Source organism: Nocardiopsis sp. MG754419 (genome assembly GCF_018207095.1).
Taxonomy (GTDB): domain Bacteria; phylum Actinomycetota; class Actinomycetes; order Streptosporangiales; family Streptosporangiaceae; genus Nocardiopsis.
Window position 1 is genome coordinate 1 of record NZ_QOCZ01000073.1, and the last position, 16,016, is coordinate 16,016.

8 protein-coding genes and 1 pseudogene are annotated in these 16,016 nt (G+C 71.0%); 6 read left to right on the forward strand and 3 right to left on the reverse strand.

Features of this window, described 5'->3' with window-relative positions:
• A pseudogene (locus tag DSY14_RS28775) lies at positions 1-143 on the forward strand (succinate--CoA ligase subunit alpha); the annotation flags it as partial.
• A gap of 79 nt (positions 144-222) precedes the next feature.
• Here the strand turns inward: DSY14_RS28775 and DSY14_RS15615 are convergent.
• The gene (locus tag DSY14_RS15615; RefSeq protein WP_211717297.1) at positions 223-714 is read right to left on the reverse strand and encodes a DUF1707 domain-containing protein; all 492 of its coding nucleotides are present in this window, start codon (positions 712-714) and stop codon (positions 223-225) included.
• A 231-nt stretch (positions 715-945) separates the two neighbouring features.
• On the opposite strand from DSY14_RS15615, the gene DSY14_RS15620 reads away from it, so the two are divergent.
• Positions 946-2,523 (forward strand): DUF6350 family protein, encoded by a 1,578-nt coding sequence (locus DSY14_RS15620; protein ID WP_211717298.1) that lies wholly within the window; start codon positions 946-948, stop codon positions 2,521-2,523.
• A gap of 1,947 nt (positions 2,524-4,470) precedes the next feature.
• Here the strand turns inward: DSY14_RS15620 and mfd are convergent.
• On the reverse strand, positions 4,471-8,505 hold the full coding sequence (gene mfd, locus DSY14_RS15630; RefSeq protein ID WP_249187958.1) for a transcription-repair coupling factor: 4,035 nt from the start codon (positions 8,503-8,505) through the stop codon (positions 4,471-4,473).
• A gap of 354 nt (positions 8,506-8,859) precedes the next feature.
• Between mfd and cysC the strand changes: the two genes are divergently transcribed.
• From cysC to DSY14_RS15645, 3 genes are all read left to right on the forward strand, one after another.
• On the forward strand, positions 8,860-10,452 hold the full coding sequence (cysC, locus tag DSY14_RS15635) for an adenylyl-sulfate kinase (RefSeq protein WP_211717300.1): 1,593 nt from the start codon (positions 8,860-8,862) through the stop codon (positions 10,450-10,452).
• A complete protein-coding gene (locus DSY14_RS15640; RefSeq protein WP_249187960.1) occupies positions 10,453-11,226 on the forward strand; it encodes a MazG family protein in 774 nt (257 codons plus the stop codon).
• A 140-nt stretch (positions 11,227-11,366) separates the two neighbouring features.
• Positions 11,367-12,725 carry a short-chain fatty acid transporter gene (locus DSY14_RS15645; RefSeq protein WP_211717301.1) on the forward strand — a complete coding sequence of 453 codons (1,359 nt, stop codon included), beginning with the start codon at positions 11,367-11,369 and terminating at the stop codon, positions 12,723-12,725.
• Positions 12,726-12,740: 15 nt separating this feature from the next.
• Here DSY14_RS15645 and DSY14_RS15650 read toward each other — a convergent pair whose 3' ends face one another.
• Entirely contained in the window at positions 12,741-14,192 is a 1,452-nt protein-coding gene (locus DSY14_RS15650) for an FtsW/RodA/SpoVE family cell cycle protein (protein ID WP_211717302.1), read from the reverse strand.
• Between the two features lie 400 nt (positions 14,193-14,592).
• On the opposite strand from DSY14_RS15650, the gene eno reads away from it, so the two are divergent.
• On the forward strand, positions 14,593-15,876 hold the full coding sequence (eno, locus tag DSY14_RS15655; RefSeq protein WP_211717303.1) for a phosphopyruvate hydratase: 1,284 nt from the start codon (positions 14,593-14,595) through the stop codon (positions 15,874-15,876).
• The last annotated feature ends 140 nt before the right edge of the window (positions 15,877-16,016 follow it).

Genomic DNA, 16,016 nt, shown 5'->3' on the forward strand with positions numbered 1-16,016 from the left:
GCAAGACCATGGGCCACGCCGGCGCCATCGTCTCCGGCTCCTCCGGCACGGCCGCCGCCAAGAAGGAGGCCCTGGAGGCCGCCGGCGTCAAGGTCGGCAAGACGCCGACCGAGACCGCTCAGTTGGTCCGCGACCTCTTCTAAGAGCGCTCGTTCGACAACGGCTCCGCCCCGCCACCGGTTCGTCCGGTCGGTGGGGCGGAGCCGTTCGTGCTCTCGGGCCTCACTCCTCGATCCGCCCGGGCGGGTCCTCACGTGATCGGTTGCGGTGGGCGATCAGCCGTCCGGCCAGCGGGCCGAGCACCATGAGGCAGAAGAAGCCCAGGAAGATCGCGATGGGGTAGAAGCTGCCGCTCATGAAACTGGGCACACCCCACACCAGGAGGAGGAACCCTCCCCACCCCAGTAGGCCGCCGACGTTGACCCCCTGGTCCTTCTCCTTCCTCTCGGGCTTCTCGCCCTCGCCCCGCCGCTTCGTGGGAACGGTCGGTTCCTCCGTCGCCGTCACGGACGCGGGTCGAAGCGCCCGCGGCAGGTCGTCGAAGAGGGGGACCAGGTCGGTGTTGTCGACCGCGCGCAGGGCCGCGTCGGAACGGCGTTCGTGCTCGTCCAGGTCGAGTCGCCCCTCCGACAACGCGGTGCGCAGACGCTCCAACGCGTCGTCGCGTTCGTGGTCGGACAGCCGGTAGCGACGGTCGGGTTCGAGCTCAGACATGGCGGTCCTTCACGGGGGAGCGGGTGCGTCATCTTACGACGTATCTCGATCCTTCCCCGTTCCGATCCCGGCACTCCGGGCCGGACCGTGACGGGCGACGCGGACACGACACGCGAGGCCGGGATACCACGGAGCATTCCGGTCCCTGGCAGCATAAGTCGGGTGAGTACGCCAGGATCACCCCCCGACCGAGGACGCGCACCGAAGGCCGATGCCGCGCCCGCAGCCCCCATGGCACTGGGCACGCCCCGCCCGGTCTACTCCACCGGCGGGATCGCCGCCGCCTCGGCCGCCGGTATCGGGTTGGCGGTGATCGTCACGTTCACCATGATCGGCTGGGTGGCCGCCCCCCACGACACCTTCGGTGAGGACATCGCCGACCTGCTGCGGGGCGCGGTCCTGGCCTGGTTGGTGGGCCACCACGTCTCCTTCGCCATACCGGAGGGGCAGATCAGCCTGCTGCCGATGGGGCTGGTGCTTCTGCCCGGCCTGCTGCTGTACCGGTTCGGGCGGTGGCTGGCCCGCACCTGCGAGATCGAGCGGCTGCGCCACGTGTACCGGGCGGCCCTGGCCATCGCCGGCCCCTACGCGGCGATCGCCGGCACGCTCGCCCTGCTCGCGCACACCGACGCGGTCGAGCCGAGCATGCCGCGTGCCCTGCTCACGGGTTTCGTGATCGCGTTCGTGGCCGGCGGACTGGGGGTGCTGCGCCAGCTCATGCGCGACAAGGGTGTGGCCGTCGGCGACCTGCTCGACCTCATGCCGGGCCGCACGCGTTCTCTCCTGGTAGGCATGTTGGTGTCCGCGGGCACCCTCCTGGCCGGTGGACTGCTGTTGTTCCTGGTGGCGCTGGCCATGAGCTTCGACGAGGTCCTGGAGATCACCCGGACCCTCGCCCCCGGAGCGGTGGGCGGGGCACTATTGCTGATCGTCCAGTTGGCGTACCTGCCGAACGCGGTGGTCTTCGCTGTCTGTTACGCCCTCGGTCCGGGGTTCGCCGTGGGCACGGGGACGTTGGTGGCGCCGACGGGGATCTCGGTGGGGGCGCTGCCCGCGCTGCCGATGCTCGCGGCCCTACCGGCCAACGGCGCGGCACCGATGCTGTCGTTGGCGGCCTTGGCGGTGCCGTTCGTGGCGGGGACCCTCGGCGGGATCCTGACCCAGCGCAACGCCCCGGACGTGGTGGGCGAGGCGGCGCCACTGTGGGGGTTCGTCTGTGGAGTGACCACGGGGATCCTGTGCGCGGCCCTGGCCGGTTTCGCCGGGGGTTCCCTGGGTGCGCAACGCCTGACCGACGTGGGGCCCTCCGCGTGGCAGGTGGGGTTGGTGGCGGCCCTGGAGGTGGGGGTGGCCGCGGCCGTCGCGGCGTGGATCGCCAACTGGTGGTACACGCGCAAGCAGAACCGCGCGGTGGTCGCACGCCGGGAGGAGACCAAGGCCGAGCGGGCCCCCGAACCCACCGCTCCCGTGGTGGAGCTGCCCGCGGACGTGCCCAGCGGCAAGGGTCTGGCGACGGTCACGCCGCTGCGGCCCCGGGAGGAGGAGTCCGAGGCCCCGGAGGACACCGAGCTCACCATCAGCGAGCGCCGTGCCGAGCTGCGGAAGGTCCGCCGCGATCGTCGTGCGGACCGCACCGAGGAGAAGCGGGCGCGCAAGGAGGCCCGTCGGGAGCTGCGGGCACAGCGCCGCGAGGAGAAGGAGGCGCGGTCCTGGTGGCGCAACGGCGGTGAGGAAGAGGAGATGTCCGAGGAGGAGATGTACGGCATCACCTACGAGGCGTCTCCCGAGGAACTCGACCGGCGCGACTGAGACCGGTAGGCCCCGCGTCCCGGCGTGCCCCGTGCCCCGAACGACGAAGAGACCCCCATGCCGCACCCCGCCCTGGACGGCCTCCACGAGGTGGACTGGGAGCGGTTCGGTCACCCCCACCAGGAGGCCGAGCCCGCCGAACTGCTGACCCGGATGACATCCCCCGACCCGGAGGTCGCCCGCCCCGCGTCGGCGAGTCTGTACGAGCTGCTCATCGAGTCGTGGACCTATGAGGCGGATCCTCCGCACACGCGGTTCGCCGCGCCGTGCCTGCCCTTTCTGTCGAGGCTGGTCGAGGATCCCGACCCTGTCCTCGCGGAGGAGGCCGCCGAGATCCTTCATACGCTCACGGGATCCCAGATCAACCATCCTTCCGCCGAGTTGCGCGCCGCCCTCTTGGCGCGGATCGACACCGTCACCGCACTGGTGCGGCACACGACCGCCCCGGTCCTGGAATGGGTCGTGGCCTGCGCCGGCAACCTGGGACTGATCATGCGGGGCGTCACCGTCTCGGGGACGGACCTGACCGCGTCCTACGGAACCTTCACGGTGCCCGACGTCGATCTCGTGCCACCCGGGCTCGAGGATCCCGTGGGGCGCACACCCGACAGCCCCTGGCCACGTGTGCCCGCCGACGTTCGCGCCCTCGGGGACGCTCCCGACCGCCTCGCGACAGCCCTGCGCGGCGTCCTGGCCGAGGAACGGAACGAACCACTCCTACGTCGAGACGCGCTCACGGCTGCCGTCCTGGTCGCCCCCGATGACCCCTCATGGGTCACCGCGTACCTGAGTGACCGCGAACCGGAGGTGGTCCGTACAGGTGCGATGTGGGTGACGGCGTGGAAGGGACTGCCCTGGAACGCGTCGGCCACCCGGGCCCTGGTCGAGTCCTGGGGTGATCCGGCCGGGCACCTGACCCCCGAGTGGTTCTGGGAGTCGCGTGATCCGTGCGTCGAAGCCCTGGCCATGCGCACGGATCCCGAACTCCACCTGGACGTCCTGCGGCGGCTCATGGACCGTGGCGAGGAACCATGGTCCGTCGTGCCGCTGCTGTACGACCGGCACCCGCGTTCCCGTCCCGGCCTCGCGGGCCTGCTCGGCACCGTGCTGGAGACATCCGACCCCGAACGTGTCGATCGATTGCTGAGCGTGGTGTGCGCCGTCCCCGAGCTGGCCTGTGCTTACGCCGACCGGTTGGTCCGGGTGGTCGACGCGGGACCCGGACCGCTCTGGGAGCACGCCGTACGGGCCCTGATCCGGATCGGTGACCCCCGGTGGCGCACGGGGTTCCTGCGAGCCTCGCGCATCGGCGCCACACCGGTGGCGGACTGGTGGAGCGACCTGCCCTTCGACGCCGAGCTCGCCCGTGAGGTGGTGCGTCGGCTGCGGGAGGCCGAAGGGGCAGACCACCCCGTTCGGTACGCCGCCGACCTGATCCACGGGCTTCTCGACGGCTGGGGGGACCGGGTCGCCCCGTGGGCGGCCGCGCTGGTGCCGCCCGGTGCGACCGGATGCGCGTCCTGCCTCCGTCTGGTGGTGTCCCTGGGCCCCGCGGGGAAGGACGCCGCCTCCGTGCTGTCGTCCCACGCCGCAGATCCCACGCTCGCCCTCGACCGGCGCCTGCGGTACGCGGCGGCGTTGGCCGCGACGGCGGGAGACCGAGCACCCTTGGACACCCTGGCGGTCCGCGCCGGTGACGAGGACTGGGAGCGGGTGGGGCCCTTCCTGGTCGAGCACCGCGTCGTGGTCGAGGCGGTGCTCGACCGGCTGCGGGACGTGGCCGCACCACTGCTGGACATGGCGGCCCCCTCCGGGGACACCGCCGAGGAGAGAGACAGAACGAGGGCCGCCGGAGCCGCCCTCGCGCAGTTGTACCGGTACACCGGCGAGCGTCCCGAACCCTCGGTCGTGCGCCGGCTCCAACGGGCGAACGCCCTCACCTCCGCCTCACTGGAGGTCGTTCTGGACGCGGAGCGTCGCGGGGAGGTGCCGGCGGAGGTGACCGAGAGGATGGACCAAGAGGCCCGTCGACCGAGTCCGGGCGCCTTCCGTGGCTACCGGCACCACCACACGTTCGTGAGCGCCGCCACGCTCTCGGGCGGGCACCTGCTCCGAATGACCGGGGACGCCGGGCCCCTGATGGTGCAGATCCGGAACCTCTGGGAGCGTCAGGGGCCGGGGCCCTGGCTCCGTGAAGCGGCCGAACTTCTGGCCGACACCGAGCACGCCGACACGTTCGCCGCCCTGGTGCGGGGGGTCCGGGCCGCCACTCCGATGCTGCCGTTGCGAGGATGGCACAAGACCCTCGACCCCGCCCCGGACACCTGTGACCTGTTGGACGACATCATCGCGGCCTCGCGAGGCCGGGGCTGAACACGGCGGCGGGGGCGCACGATGTGCGCCGCGCCGCTTGTCGGGCTCGAAGATGGCGTTCACCAGGTCACTGCACCACTTGAGCAGTTCCAGGTCGCGGAGTGGCTTGCCACCGATGCCCCCGGCCTTGGGAACCGGCACCAGGAGGGTCTTGGCGGTCTCCTTGTGCAGCGACTTGGGGTACATACGACGCAGCCGCAGCTCCTGGGACTCGCGCAGCTCCACCGGCGAGAACCGGATCTGGTTGCCCTGCATGACCACGTCGGCCAACCCCGCGGACTTGGCCAGCACCCGGAACCGGGCCACCGCCATGAGGTTGTCCACCGGCTGCGGCGGGGTGCCGAACCGGTCGGTGAGCTCCTCGTAGGCGGCGAGGATGTCGGCCTCGTCGGTCACGCTCGCGATGCGCTTGTAGGACTGCAGGCGCAGACGCTCGCCCGGCACGTAGTCGTGCGGGATGTGCGCGTTGATGGGCAGCTCGACCTTGGTCTCCACCTCCTCCACGGCGTCCGGGTCGCCCTTGAGCTCGGCGACGGCCTCGCCGACCATCCGCACGTACAGGTCGAAGCCCACACCGGCGATGGTCCCGGACTGTTCGGCGCCCAGGATGTTGCCGGCGCCGCGGATCTCCAGGTCCTTCATCGCCACGTACATGCCCGCGCCCGTCTCGGTGTGCTGGGCGACCGTCGCCAGCCGTTCGTAGGCGGTCTCGGTGAGCGGCTTCTCCGGCGGGTACAGGAAGTACGCGTAGGCGCGTTCCCGGCCGCGTCCCACACGGCCGCGCAGCTGGTGCAGCTGGGACAGCCCGTAGGTGTCGGCGCGGTCGATGATGAGGGTGTTGGCGTTGGGCACGTCCAGGCCGGACTCGACGATGGTCGTGGAGACCAGCACGTCGAAGTTCTTCTCCCAGAAGTCCACCATGACCCGTTCGAGCTGCTGCTCGTTCATCTGCCCGTGCGCGAAGGCCACGCGGGCCTCGGGGACCAGGCGTTGGATGGAGGCGGCCACCTTGTCGATGGACGCCACCCGGTTGTGCACGAAGAACACCTGACCCTCGCGCATCAGTTCACGCCGGATCGCCGCGGTGATCTGCTTGTCCTCGTAGGGCCCCACGAAGGTGAGCACCGGGTGCCGCTCCTCCGGCGGGGTGAGGATGGTGGTCATCTCGCGGATGCCCGTCATGCCCATCTCCAGGGTGCGCGGGATCGGCGTGGCCGACATCGCCAGCACGTCCACCTGGGTGCGCAGCCGCTTCAGGGACTCCTTGTGCTCGACACCGAAGCGCTGCTCCTCGTCGATGATGACCAGACCCAGGTCCTTGAACCGGGTCTCCTGGGACAGCAACCGGTGCGTGCCGATGACCACGTCCACCTCACCGGTGCGCAGCCCCTCACGGGTGACCTCGACCTCGCCCTCGGTCTGGAACCGCGACATCGGCTTGACCGTGACGGGGAAGGAGGCGTACCGCTCGGTGAAGGTCGACATGTGCTGCTGGACCAACAGCGTGGTGGGCACCAGCACGGCGACCTGCTTGCCGTCCTGCACCGCCTTGAACGCGGCGCGCACCGCGACCTCGGTCTTTCCGTAGCCCACGTCGCCGCAGATCAGTCGGTCCATCGGCACCGAACGGGCCATGTCCTTCTTGACCTCGTCGATGGCGGCCAACTGGTCGGGCGTCTCCACGTACGGGAAGGCGTCCTCCAGTTCGCGCTGCCAGGGCGTGTCCGTGCCGAAGGCGTGTCCGGGGGAGGCCTGCCGGGCCGAGTACAGGCGGATGAGGTCGCCGGCGATCTCCCGGACGACCTTGCGGGCACGGCTCTTGGCCTTGCTCCACTCGGCGCCGCCCATCTTGGACAGGGTGGGGGCCTCACCGCCCACGTAACGCGTGACCTCGCCCAGCTGCTCGGTCGGTACGAACAGGCGGTCACCGGGTTGGCCGCGCTTGGAGGGCGCGTACTCGATGAGCAGGTACTCGCGGGTGGCGCCCTGCACCTGGCGGCTGACCATCTCCAGGTAGCGGCCCACACCGTGCTGCTCGTGCACCACGTGATCGCCGGGCTTGAGCTGCAGTGGGTCCACGGTGCCCTTGCGACGACTGGGCATGCGCCGCATGTCCCGGGTCGAGGACTTCTGTCCCACCAGGTCGGTCTCGGTGAGCACCACCGTCCGCACCGACCGCAGCAGGAAACCATGGTCGACCAGGCCGGTGGTGACGGTGGCCACGGCCTCCTTCGGCGCCTCGACGAGGTCGGCGGTCAGGCTGGCGCCGAGCCCGGCGTCGCGCAGCATCGCCACGAGGCGTTCGGCGGGGCCGTGCCCCTGGGTGACCAGCACGACGCTCCAGTTGTCGTGCAGCCAGCCCTTGATGTCGGCCAGGGCGCGCTCGGTGTCGCCGCGGTAGGAGTCGGCGGGCACCGCCCCCACGACCACGGCGTCGTCCTCCTCGGCCACGCGTTCCTCACCGGCGCTGAAGGGGGTCAGACCCCACCAGGGCAGCCCGAGGTCGCCGCTGACGGCGCGCAGGTCGGAGATGGACAGGTACGCGGACCCGCCCAGGTCGATGGGGGCCTCGCCGCCCGAGGCGGCGTTGATCCAGGAGGCGTCCAGGAACTCGGCGCTCGTGGCCTCCAGCTCCAGGGCACGGGTGCGGATGCGCTCGGGGTCGCAGCCCACCACCATGGCGTTCTTCGGCAGGTAGGTGAAGAACGGTTCCATGCGGTCGGCGAGCACCGGCGCGAACGCCTCCATGCCCTCCACGGCCACGCCGTCGGCGATCTTGGTGAGGATCTCCGCGAGGGAGGGGTGCTCCTCGGCGAGGGCACGGGCGCGCTCGCGGACCGTGTCGGTCAGCAGCAGTTCCCGGCAGGGCGGGGCGAACAGCCCGGAGGCGGCGCTGCCCGGTCCCGCGCCCTCCTCGTCGGGTGAGATGGAGCGCTGGTCGGCCACCTGGAAGTACCGGATGTCCTCGACGGTGTCGCCCCAGAACTCCAGCCGCAGCGGGTGTTCGTCGGTGGGCGGGAAGACGTCGAGGATGCCGCCGCGCACGGCCATGTCGCCGCGCTTCTCCACCAGGTCGACGCGCGCGTAGCCGGTGTTGGTGAGGGCGGTGACGACGTCCTCCAGGGCCACCTCGTCACCGGGCCGGATCCGGACCGGTTCGAGGTCGCCCAGGCCCGCCACCAAGGGTTGCAGGACGCTGCGGATCGGTGCCACCACCACCCGGAGCGGTGTGGTGAGCGGATCCGCGGGGTCCGGGTGGGCCAGGCGCCGCAGCACGGCCAGGCGCCGACCCACGGTGTCGGACCGGGGCGAGAGGCGTTCGTGCGGGAGCGTCTCCCACGCGGGGAAGAGCGCGACCGACTCCGGGGGCAGCAGTGAGCCCAGGGCGTCGGTCAGGTCGGCGGCCTCACGTTCGGTGGCGGTGACGGCGAGCACCGGACGTGCGGCGCCCACGGGCGCGTCGGCGGCCAGGGCGCCCACCATGAAGGGGCGCAGGGCCGCCGGGGCGACGAGGTCGAGGTGGGGATCGCGGCCGCTTCGGGCGGTCTCGATCGCGCTGTGCAGTGCCGGGTCGCGGGAGACGTCGGCGAGAAGTCCAATGAGGCTCATAGCACCAGAGAGTGAAGTGGTCCGGTTCAGGCGTCGCGTCCTGCGGTACGTGCGGTGGCGGAGACGGTCACGGCCACGGGTCCCCTGAGGGGATCCGTCCGGGCACGATCGGGCCGCACGTGAGCCGGGCGGCCTTGGATGGGGTGGGTGTGCACCACCCGTTCCCCTCCAGCTTATCCAGTTCGTCGCCCGCGCGCGGGTCGGGTGCGCGCATGCGTCGTCTTCCGTCTCTTCCTGGTGGCAACACCGCGTGACCTCGGGCTCTTCCCGGTTCCAGCACCTCAGCGCCCTGCCGAAGGCGAGGGGCGGTCTACGCTGGTGGGGATCGTGGCCATGGCAGAGGGAGGAACGTGCGTGGTGAGTGTCCACAGACGGGGGAGCGCCGGCTCGGTGGGGGACACCGACCGTCGGGACGCCCCGGTCTTCGCTCCTGGTCCGGACGGGCTCGCCCACCTGGAGCTCATCCTCAGCGGGGCGTACCCGTTCCCGGGGTTCATGACCCGGGAGGAGGCGGAGTCGGTCTCCCGGAGCGGGCGTCTGCCCGACGGTCGGCCCTGGCCGGTTCCGGTCACCCTGGAGGTCCCCGAGGCGCTGGCGGGGGAGAGGACGCTCACGCTCACCGACCTGGAGGGCGCGCCCCTGGCGTCGCTGGCCGTCCGTGAACACTGGGCGGACGGGGGTACCCACCACCTGGCCGGTGACGTGACGATGCTGCGTCCCGCCACGTACGGGGTGCTGCGCGAGCTGCGCGCCACCCCGGCCCAGGTACGGGCGCAGAGCGGCCTGGGAGGGGTCGAGGGGCGGTCGTTGCTGGCGGTGGTCACCGACCGACCCCTGCACCACCGGGCACTGCACCAGATCCGGGCCGAGGCCGATGCCTTGGCGCGCGGCGGCGAGCGTGTCGAGGTGCTGGTGGTGGTCGACGCGCCTCTGGAGGAGGAGGGGTTGGCGCCGGCGGTGCTGGCGGCCGAACCGCTCCTTCCACCCCGCAGCTCGTTCGTGGTCCTCACCCTGCCCCGGTCCGCGTCGCGCGCCGCCGGTGCGGTCGGCGGCGTGTGGAACGAGCGGGACACCGCCCTGGCCGCACACGTGGCCGCGTCCTACGGGGCCACCCACATGCTCGCGGAGGCCGGGGGAAGTGGCCCCGAGACCGAGCGCGTGATGGCCCTGCGGCCGCCGCTCACCGTCCTGGATCCCGAGCCGTGGCGGTACGACCCCATCGAGACGCTGTGGATGCCGTTCACCCACGTGGACCCGCGTCGCGCCCTGGCCGAGCCCGCCGACGCCGAGGTCGAGTCCGAACTGGCCCATGGGCGCGACCTGCCCGCGTGGTTCACCCCGGCCCGGGTCGGCGCCGAGTTGGCCCGGTTGCGGCCGGCCCGTACCGAGCGCGGCATCACGCTGCTGTTCACCGGACTGTCCGGGTCGGGCAAGTCCACCATCGCCCGGGGCGTGTGCGACGGCATCCGCCGGGCGGGGCGTTCGGTGACGCTGCTCGACGGTGACGTGGTGCGGCGCATGCTCTCCAAGGGGCTGACCTTCTCCCGGCAGGACCGGGAGCTCAACATCCGCAGGATCGGCTACGTGGCCTCGGAGATCACCCGCCACGGCGGTGTGGCCGTGTGCGCGCCGATCGCCCCGTACGAGGCGGGGCGCGCGGAGGTGCGGGCCATGGTGGAGGAGTTCGGTGACTTCTTCCTGGTGCACGTGGCCACCCCGTTGGAGGTGTGCGAGTCGCGTGACCGCAAGGGTCTGTACGCCCAGGCCCGTACCGGCGCGATCCCCGAGTTCACCGGGATCTCCGACCCCTACGAGACACCGACCGACGCCGATCTGGTGGTCGACACCGTGGACGCCGACCCGGCCGAATCGGTGGCCGCGGTGATGCACGCCCTGCGCGCGGGCGGTTGGATCCCCGCCCCGGACCGGCACATGAGCGAGGACTAGATGATCGACGAGACCGAGACCCCCGGTGAGGGAACCGGACCCGCCCCCGGGCACCGGATGCTGCGCCTGGTCGAGGTGATGGAGAAGCTGCGTCGAGAGTGCCCCTGGGACGGTTCCCAGACGCACGCCTCCCTGGCCAAGTACCTCATCCAGGAGTCCTACGAGACCCTGGAGACCATCGAGGACGGCGACTACGCGCAGTTGCGCGAGGAGCTCGGTGACGTGCTGCTCCAGGTGGTGTTCCACGCGGCGATCGGCGCCGAGCGCCCCGAGGGCGACCCGGACCGCTTCACCGTGGACGACGTCGCCGACGCCATCATCGACAAGATGACCCGCCGTCACCCGCACGTGTTCGGCGGGGCCGAGGTGTCGGGCATCGACGAGGTGTGGTCCGACTGGGAGGCCATCAAGGCGGCCGAACGGGCGCGCAAGTCCGAGGCCCAGGGCGGTGCCGGCGAGGTGTCGGTGCTGGACGGGGTGCCGTTCGCGCAGCCCGCGGTCCTGCTCGCCTACGAACTGCAAAAGCGCGCGGTGCGCAACGGGGTCCCCGGTGACCTCGTGGTCGACGACGGCGCCGAGGGCGGTGAGCTGTTCGCGGCCGTGGCCGTCGAGCGCGACCAGGGTCGCGACCCCGAGACGGACCTGCGCGCGGCCGCGCGCAGGTTCGACGCCCGGGTCCGGGACGCGGAGCGCGCGGCGCGCGCCGACGGTCGGGTGCCCCGCGAGCTGAGCCCCGAGGAGTGGCGGACGTACTGGTCCATGACCGACCAGTAACCTCAAATAGCCTCAAACCTCGCTGACCAGTATTGACGCCGCAGTGTGGCGTGCACCACAGTTCTGCCGACCTCGGGTTCCCACCCCCGGTGACCTCCCCTTTCCGTCACCGGGGCGGGACCCTCGCAGAGTGGAGCACCATGCGCCGTTTCGGCAACGCCCTCGCGGCGTTCAGCACCCGTTGGGTGCCGGACGCCTTCGTCTTCGCGATCATCCTGTCCGCGCTCGTGTTCGGTATGGCCCTGTTCCTGACCGACCGCACCCCGATCGAGCTGGTCGGGGACTGGTACGGCGGGTTCTGGAACCTGCTCGAGTTCGGTATGCAGATGACGCTCGTGCTGGTCACCGGCTACGCGCTGGCCTCCTCGCCGCCCGCACGACGCGGTATCGCCTGGCTCGCCGGCCGCGCCCGAGGGCCGCTGTCGGCGGTGGCCATCACCGCTCTGGGCGCGGCCCTGCTGGGCATCGTGCACTGGGGCCTGGGGCTCATCGCGGGCGCGCTGTTGGCGGTGGAGGTGGCCCGGTCCTGCAAGGAACGCGGGATCAAGGTGCACTTCCCGTTGCTGGCCGCGGCCGGTTACACGGGTCTCATGGTCTGGCACAGCGGCCTCTCCGGTTCGGCGCCGCTGCTGGTCAACACCCCCGGTCACTTCCTGGAGGATCAGATCGGTCTGATCCCGCTGAGCGAGACCATCTTCCAGCCGTTCAACCTGGTCTTCCTCGTCGTGATGCTCATCGGCGCCCCGCTGCTGCTGATGAGCATGACCCCCAAGCCCGAGGAGAGCGAGGAGATCGGCCGGACCGACGACGACAGTCCTCTCGGCGGGGGAGGGGGCACCGGTCGGCCCACCGCGACGGAGCTACGCGCCCTGTCCCCGGCGCAGCGCCTCATGCACAGCAGGATCCTCGTCTACGCGGTGGTCGCCGTCGGGCTCGTGCACCTGCTACCGGCCCTGCTGAGCAACGGCATCGTGGGCATGGACATCAACCTGCTCAACTTCACGTTCCTCATGGCCGGTCTGGGCCTGCACGGAACCCTGGCGAGCTACTCCTCCGCCGCCGCGGAGGGGGCCAAGAACGCCTCCGCCGTGATCATCCAGTTCCCCTTCTACGCCGGGATCATGGGGATCATGGACAGTTCGGGGCTGCTGGCGGTCATCACCCAGTGGTTCATCGACTTCTCCACCCCGTTCAGCTACCCGTTCTGGGCGCTCATCAGCGCCTGCCTGGTCAACCTCGCGGTGCCCTCGGGCGGCGGCCAGTGGGCGGTGCAGGGGCCGGTGGTCATCGGCGCCACCGAGTCCCTGGGGATCGAACCCGGTGTCGGCGTGATGGCGGTGGGCATGGGCGACCAGCTCACCAACGGCATCCAGCCCTTCTGGGCGCTGCCGCTGCTGGCCCTGACCAAGCTGCGGGCCGGCAAGATCCTGGGCTACTCGGCGGTGGTGATGTTCTTCGGCATCATCGTCGCGTCACTGTGCATCACCTTCCTCACCTGAGCCACCGCCGGGTGCTCAGCGCACCCGACGGACCCCCTCCGGCAGGGAACGCACGTCGATCACCTCGGTGGCGGGGTCACCCGGCGCCATCCCCTCACTGAACGAGTCCTGCGGTCGGCGGGCGGTGTCGCTGATGGTCAACAACAGGCCCACGATGACCCAGTTGGCCATCAGCGCCGATCCGCCCGCCGACATGAACGGTGTGGTCATACCGGTCAGCGGGATGATGAGGGTGGCCCCGCCCAGCACGATGAACACGTCGAACGCGGTGATGAACCCGTAGCCCAGCGCCGTCAGCTTGAGGAACACGTCCCTGCTGCCGAGCGCGATGCGGAACGCCCGCTGGGCGAACAGGAACAGCAGGAGCAGGACCGCGACGAGCCCGGTCAGGCCGAGCTTCTCGCCCACCGAGACCAGGATGAGGTCGCTGTCGGCGGCGAAGATCTCCTGGACCCGGCCGTCATGGAACCCGGTGCCCGACAGCCCTCCGTAGGCCAGGGCGATCATGCCCTCCACGACCTGGAAGCTGCCGCCGGGGGCGTGGTAGACGTCCTGGTCGAAGGCGTTGAGCCAGATCTCGACCCGGTTCTGTACGTGCCCGAACAACAGATAGGCCACGTAGGCCCCGCCGGCGAAGGCCACCAGGCCGATGAGGACCCAGGACTTGCGCGCCGTGGCGGCGTACAGCACCGCCAGGAACGTGCCGAACAGCAGCAGCGAGGTGCCCAGGTCCCGGGTGCCCACGAGCAACAGGATCGCCAGGCCCCAACCCAGACCCATGGGCGCGAGGTCCCGGGCCCGGGGGGCGCTGAACACCTTCACCCCGCCGATACGGAAGGTGCGGGTCACCGTGGCCAGGACCTCGCGCTGTCGGCCCAGGTAGGAGGCGAGGAAGATCACCAGCAGGACCTTGGCGAACTCCGAGGGCTGCATGGTGAACGGCCCGATCATGATCCACCGTCGTGCCCCCAGTACCTCGTGTCCCAGCGGGGACAGCGGCAGGAGGAGCAACACCAGTGCGCCCAGGGCGATCACGTAGGTGTACAGGGTCAGGCGCCGGGGCCTGCGGACCAGCAGGAGGGTGCCCGCGCACAGCGCCAACCCGACCACGGTCCACAGCAGCTGACGGTCGGCCTCGGCGTGCTCCTCACCGCCGGTCCGGGCCATCTGCAGTCCCCAGATCATCGTGAGGCCCAGGCCGCTCAAGGCCGTGGCCACCGGGAGCAGGATCGGGTCGGCGTAGGGCGCCACGAAGCGCAGGAGGACGTGCGTGCCCAGGCCGCAGGCGCCGACCACCACGAGGTAGGTGAGGACGCTGGGGTCGATGCCGTCGGTGATGGCGAGGGAGGCGGACGCCAGGGCCGCGGCGGTGGCGCCCAGCGAGGCGAGGAGGAGGCCGAGTTCGGCCCGCCGTCGGCGGACCGGGCGCAGTGCGCCGTCCGTGGTCACACTCTGGGTTTGGGCCACGTCACGTCCCCACCGTTCACGCGAGGTCCACTACCGGCTGCGCGGGGAAGGCGAGGCCCGCAGTTCGCACTATAGGCGGGCGACCCGATCGGGCGGGGGGAACGGTCCGATCCGGGCGGGTCCCCTCACACCACCCCGAACCGGGCGCGCCCGCCGCGACCGGGTGCCGTGATGGGCCCGGGCGGTGTCCGGGAGATCGCGGTGACGCTCTCCGCGGAGGAGGTCCGTGATGCACCGAGCCCGAGCGATCGAGATCGCTTTCGCGGCCCTGGAATCGTCCATGTCCGGTATGGACTAGACCAATCCGGCCGGGGGGACTCCACTCCTCGGGGCCGGGGTCGCTAGGCTCGTGTGCGGGCCGGATAAGAGTGGGCCCAGACACCGAAGAGACGGAGAGATCGTGGCGTCCATCGAGTCAGTACAGGCGCGGGAGATCCTTGACTCCCGGGGCAACCCGACAGTCGAGGTCGAGGTTCTGCTCGACGACGGGACCATCACCCGCGCCGGTGTCCCCAGCGGCGCCTCCACCGGCAGGTTCGAGGCCGTGGAGCTGCGCGACGGCGGCGAGCGTTACGGCGGCAAGGGCGTGACCAAGGCCGTCAACGCGGTCAACGACGAGATCGCCGACGAGCTGCTCGGGCACACCCCGGACGAGCAGCGCATCATCGACCGCGCGCTCATCGACCTGGACGGTACCCCGGACAAGTCCCGGATCGGCGCCAACGCCATTCTCGGGACCTCCCTGGCCGTGGCCAAGGCCGCCGCCGAGGAGGCCGGACTGCCGCTGTTCCGCTACATCGGCGGTCCCAACGCGCACGTGCTGCCCGTGCCGATGATGAACATCCTCAACGGGGGTGCGCACGCCGACAGCAACGTCGACATCCAGGAGTTCATGGTCGCGCCCATCGGCGCGCCGACCTTCTCCGAGGCCGTCCGCTGGGGCACCGAGGTCTACCACGCGCTGAAGTCGGTCCTCAAGGCCCACGGCCTGGGCACCGGTGTCGGCGACGAGGGCGGCTTCGCCCCGAACCTGGACAGCAACCGCGCCGCCCTCGACCTCATCGTCGAGGCCATCGAGAAGGCCGGCTACAAGGTCGGCTCCGACATCGCCCTGGCGCTCGACGTGGCCGCCAGCGAGCTGTACTCCGACGGTGTGTACACCTTCGAGGGTCGGTCCCGCACGGCGGAGGACATGGCGGCCTACTACGCGGAGCTCGTCGACGCCTACCCGCTGATCTCCATCGAGGACCCCCTCGACGAGGAGGACTGGGACGGCTGGAAGACGCTCACCGAGCAGCTCGGTACCAAGGTCCAGCTGGTCGGCGACGACCTGTTCGTCACCAACCCCGAGCGGCTCCAGCGCGGCATCCTGTCCGCCACCGCCAACTCGCTGCTGGTGAAGGTCAACCAGATCGGCACCCTCACCGAGACGCTGGACGCGGTGTCCCTCGCCCAGCGCAGCGGTTACACGGCGATGATCAGCCACCGTTCCGGTGAGACCGAGGACACCACCATCGCCGACATCGCGGTGGCCACCAACGCCGGGCAGATCAAGACCGGTGCTCCGGCGCGCAGCGAGCGGGTCGCCAAGTACAACCAGCTGCTGCGGATCGAGGAAGAACTCGACGACGCGGCCGTGTACGCGGGCGTGTCGGCCTTCCCGCGGTTCGCCGCTCGCCGCTAGTCTGCCCCCGTGCCCCGCGAAACGCAGCAACCGCCCCCTAAGGCCCGTAAGGCGACCAAAGCCGACAGGCCGGCCAAGGGCGCTGCCGCCAAAGCGGGCACGAAGACCAAGGCCATGGGCAAGGCCACGAGTGTGGGCCG

Coding starts and splice junctions, on each gene's coding strand:
- DSY14_RS15615 (WP_211717297.1), bottom strand. CDS start 714: ATGTCTGAGCTCGAACCCGACCGTCGCTACCGGCTGTCCGACCACGAA.
- DSY14_RS15620 (WP_211717298.1), top strand. CDS start 946: ATGGCACTGGGCACGCCCCGCCCGGTCTACTCCACCGGCGGGATCGCC.
- mfd (WP_249187958.1), bottom strand. CDS start 8,505: ATGAGCCTCATTGGACTTCTCGCCGACGTCTCCCGCGACCCGGCACTG.
- DSY14_RS15640 (WP_249187960.1), top strand. CDS start 10,453: ATGATCGACGAGACCGAGACCCCCGGTGAGGGAACCGGACCCGCCCCC.
- DSY14_RS15645 (WP_211717301.1), top strand. CDS start 11,367: ATGCGCCGTTTCGGCAACGCCCTCGCGGCGTTCAGCACCCGTTGGGTG.